Raw genomic sequence first — 4411 nt, 5'->3', positions numbered from 1 at the left:
ATCAAAATGATCCACTAAGAATTGTGGCAATACAAGCTTAATTAAATCTAGGTAGTTATCCAAACCTCTTTTTTTGGCAAATATCGAACTACATTTTCAATTCACACACAACTTTTGAGATTGATCCGTTTTTTCATGGTTAGTTACAAAAAAAGGGCTAATAGCCCCTAATTTGTTTAATTACGTTTGTCAATATATCGCTGAATGTCAGCGGGCTTGTACCGCTTGTGATGTCCAATTCTTTTTGCGACTTTAATTTCGTTCTCTCTTTCCAATTTTATTAATGTGGTAGGAGACTTAATTTTTAACAAATGCATTACTTCCTTCGTAGTCAGTAATTCCATGTTGATATTGTTTTTTATCAACAACTTTATCCCAGTCAACGCCATTCTGGCTTTTATAAATTCTCGTGTTACTGGGAACACTATCCAAACCTCTTCACCGATTCTAGTTGCATTCCTCGGGTAATGGAGATTGATTATACCAAAATTACTACAAAAAACTTGGCAAAACAAGCTGCACCTTCTGTTAGTTAAAAAAGAAAGATGAAATTGGCTAATTCAATAAATTATTCTTAGTATATTAGTTCTTTAAACTCAGAATTCAATTCAGAATGCACAAATTCAAAGCTACATACGGACTGATAATTACATTATTAATGCTAATTTCCATGTCTTGTTCAAATGATGATGATGATGATGATGATAATAGTCCAAATTTTGAGACAGCATACGCAATATCCGTAGAGGCTCCTTCTGAAAGAATTGTAGGAGAAAAAATAAACATTGTTGTCTCCTTTCAAGTCATGAATGGATGTGGTGAGTTCGGAAGATTTATTGAAAGTGGAAACGGATTAACCCGAATCATTGAAATAGAAGCCAAATATGAAGGTCTTATCTGCACAATGAATTTGCCAATTCGTCAGACGACATATGAATTCACCCCTAATTTTTCTGGAGAATATACTTTTACATTTAAGTCGGGACCTGACTTAAGATTCGGGGAATCTGGACCAGACGAATTCACGACTGTTACCGTAATAGTAACGGAAGATTAAAAGTACCTTATAAAATAAATTCTTGAATTCTCTGAGAATGATTGAACGGCATATGGGTCTTGAAATGCTTTAAGCCCACACTAACGCAGGAAAAGCGTTAGCCTAATCAGAACTGCATATTCCCTTAGCCTGTCCCATAAGACCCATAAAGTGAATTTAAAGCTCTTAAAACTCGTTAATATCGCTCTTTTTGACACCGTTCCACTATACATATAAGTGTGCATAATCCGGTGCCCGGATCATACACACACAAATATTTATATCTCTAATTACAAGGACTCATTTCTCTTTCCAATTGGTGATTTGAAAAGGTAAATTCATAATCGACCAATACCCCCATTAAATTATTATTGTACAAATACCTTAACTCATTCAGAACCGAATCATCATTAAGTTCTGCATCAGCTTCGTATTCGTAGGTCATGTAATTTATTACTAAAGCCTTGATTAAAGGCACGTCATTAATGTTTATGATTTCTAAAATGTCCATGTTTCTTTTTGTTTAAATAAATATGTTATAGCTTGTGTTTTGCTGTATACTGGAGCCACCTCAACACGACAGTCTGTTTTAGACAGCAGTACTCCTTTTCTTATTACCGATTCAACCACGTTTTTAATTTCTTCTATCGGTTTACTCGAAAGAAGATGAACGTGATATGTACCATTCTGGTTCTTTTCCAATACAGGGAAGAATTTTTCAGTTGGGTATTTCTCAGGTGGAAAATTGTCCATTATTTGCTTAACTAAAGATGCATGATATTCCTTACAATAATTATCTCTAGGTGCCCATGTAATGAATGAATTCCAATCTCGGTTAACCAAATGGTTTCCCTTACTTTTATACTTTGGAATAAATTCCTCAAGAATAGAATTATGAATTTTCCATACTCTATTTTTTTGATAAAGCAGTGCAGGAACTTCCTTGTATTTCGTACTTAACTCAGCAAGTCGATATCTCAATGTTCTTTCACTTATACCCGTTATATCCATTACTTCTTGTGTATCATAGTGTATCTTTCTCTTTAACTTAGAGAAATAATATTCTAATGCTTTGGTAGCTTCTTCTTTAATCATATATACTAATTATATTATTTACTTTTATCCAATACATGACGAGAAGACCTATTCCCGTCATGTTCTTCAATAATAAATATGCATATCTTATAAAAAAGGTTCTATTTCGAAAAAATAATTTTGATTTCTCAGCATTGGCGGTTGTTGATGGCTTAATATTTTTTTTGATGAGGTTGATTATTAACGTAGTTGAGGTATAAGATTTACCTAAATGAATTTGCATGTCAATATGTAATAAACCTAAAGTTTTATGTAGAAAATTTAGGTGCGTATTGATGGGCTTCTAAAAAAGCTCCGTCTAATTTCTATTATAAGAGAAAATACGGTGCAACGTATCTGAATTCAAAGACTCAGAACATTTTTAAAAAATATGGATGAAGGAGGGAGGGAGCTAGTACAAGAATGGTTGTCGGATCAAGATCCGACAACCATATTAGAATGTATATACTTCAGAATCTAATTTTAATATCTCATCAACAAAACGTTTTGCTTTATCCAACAGTGGCGATTTATTGTATAGTTTATGCATAGCATTTTCGTTTACCTTAGATGGATGGGTAATATCCGACACCACAGTTCTTCTAACTCCAAGTAAGTCTAAGTTGGTTATAAAACCTCGTCTACTATCGTGACAACTAACTACGTCGCACTTTGGTTCTTTAAGAGATTGCACTTCTCCCTTGTAATTAGTGTTTATCACTTCTACTTTCTCGGTAATGTTGAGGTGACGATATAAATCCTTAATGAATACATTGATTTTTTGATTGGATGGTAGAACTGGTAACGTTCCCGAATTGCGTTTAACAATTTCCATGACAGGTTTTAGCATTGGTATGCACACCTCACTTTTTACCTTACCCAAATAAATATAAATATAACTAAAATTGTAAGCGTCCTGTTTATAATTTTCCACAGTAACTGATGATGCCTCAACAACACTTTCATACCGAAGACCCGTTAATCCACTAATTAAAATGAAATCCTTAGCAGCTTGTAAATTATCGTCAAAACTCACGTCAGTCTCACTAATAAGTTTCAGTTCATTTTCTGATACATATAATGATTTACTAGCTTTTGTAGTACCATGCACAAGGTTAGCATTGCTCACATTTAATTTAACCTCAACCTCATTTTCCGATACCTTTAGAAAAGCTAATAAATTTTTTTGAAACTTCTGAATCGTCTTTGCTGCATAGCCATGAACATCTTTTCTTCTTTTTTTGGTGCGGATGGGATTATCAACTTGAATTTCTCCGCGATAGATACTATCTATAACCTCCCAAAAATCCCAGTATTGAGACTCATCAAATTTATCAAAAGTTAACTTGATATTCTTAACTAATTCATACTCCTGAAGGTGAAGTAAAAGTGTGCGATACCCTTTAATTGTACTCTCTCTTTTAGAATCCTTCTTATTTGCACTACTATACTTCTCATAATAATCAATACGTTTTTGAAGGTGGTCTACAATTAATTCACTTTCCTTAAGTGTAGTCGAAATTTGACCAATATCCACTTTTAAAGCATGTTGAAAATCATTTGGTGTTGGCAATTTAACTTGAGACTGATATTGAGTTGCAAGGCGGTTTATTGATGCCTCAAGTTGAATTTTACGAGTATTGAAAAACCCATAGTTTCTTAAATGTTTGGAATAAACGTTTTCATCAAACCTATAATTATTTTCCTTTTTACCAAAATGTTTGGGAAGAACGGTGCATTCCAATGAAATTTTAAAAGGGGTGCTACGTTTCTTTCCGTTCTTAATTACAGAATATCCATAACTTACTGAAGCAAGGACAAGTTCTGGTGTATCTCTTAACCCGTCTCGTGAAGCTTCTAAAAAATATCTAATCTTAGGTTGTTTCATATTCACAATTTATTACGGTGTAATTTACGGCGTTTTTTTGTGATTGCAAAACATATTAAATGAAACTATATGAAATGTGCAAATCACCATAGCTCTTATTATAACTATGATTTATGGATTAAGATGGAATTAAATGAAAGGTAATGAAATAACTCCATTGTAGTTCTGGAGGCACCACCTTAAAAACCCCTTGACATTTGTCTCGGGGTTTTTTTAATTTATTAGCAATGCATTATCTATATATCATATATTCCGAAACACATGATAAATACTACACGGGAGAAAGGGATCAATCTCAAAAGTTGTGTGTGAATTGAAAATGTAGTTCGATATTTGCCAAAAAAAGAGGTTTGGATAACTACCTAGATTTAATTAAGCTTGTATTGCCACAATTCTTAGTGGATCATTTTGAT

The 4411-nt window shown here is 33.1% G+C and carries 5 protein-coding genes; 1 reads left to right on the top strand and 4 read right to left on the bottom strand.

Annotation, left to right across the window (positions count from 1 at the left end; genetic code table 11):
- Positions 1 to 176: 176 nt before the first annotated feature.
- The gene (locus tag ES724_RS17050) at positions 177 to 344 is read right to left on the bottom strand and encodes a helix-turn-helix domain-containing protein (RefSeq protein ID WP_170249918.1); all 168 of its coding nucleotides are present in this window, start codon (positions 342 to 344) and stop codon (positions 177 to 179) included.
- Between the two features lie 269 nt (positions 345 to 613).
- Here ES724_RS17050 and ES724_RS16330 point away from each other — a divergent pair, with 269 nt between their 5' ends.
- On the top strand, positions 614 to 1057 hold the full coding sequence (locus ES724_RS16330) for a hypothetical protein (RefSeq protein ID WP_211362781.1): 444 nt from the start codon (positions 614 to 616) through the stop codon (positions 1055 to 1057).
- A gap of 265 nt (positions 1058 to 1322) precedes the next feature.
- Here ES724_RS16330 and ES724_RS16325 read toward each other — a convergent pair whose 3' ends face one another.
- From ES724_RS16325 to ES724_RS16315, 3 genes are all read right to left on the bottom strand, one after another.
- Positions 1323 to 1547 (bottom strand): hypothetical protein, encoded by a 225-nt coding sequence (locus ES724_RS16325; RefSeq protein ID WP_146935027.1) that lies wholly within the window; start codon positions 1545 to 1547, stop codon positions 1323 to 1325.
- Entirely contained in the window at positions 1535 to 2131 is a 597-nt protein-coding gene (locus ES724_RS16320) for a hypothetical protein (protein ID WP_146935024.1), read from the bottom strand. The genes ES724_RS16325 and ES724_RS16320 overlap by 13 nt, the downstream gene beginning before the upstream one ends.
- 433 nt (positions 2132 to 2564) lie before the next feature.
- The gene (locus ES724_RS16315; protein WP_146935021.1) at positions 2565 to 3998 is read right to left on the bottom strand and encodes a site-specific integrase; all 1434 of its coding nucleotides are present in this window, start codon (positions 3996 to 3998) and stop codon (positions 2565 to 2567) included.
- Positions 3999 to 4411 lie beyond the last annotated feature (413 nt).

This window comes from Gillisia hiemivivida (assembly GCF_007997295.1).
GTDB classification, from domain to species: Bacteria; Bacteroidota; Bacteroidia; order Flavobacteriales; family Flavobacteriaceae; genus Gillisia; species Gillisia hiemivivida.
Note: the sequence above shows the minus strand (reverse complement) of the source record. Positions and strands in the feature narration are given on the sequence as shown.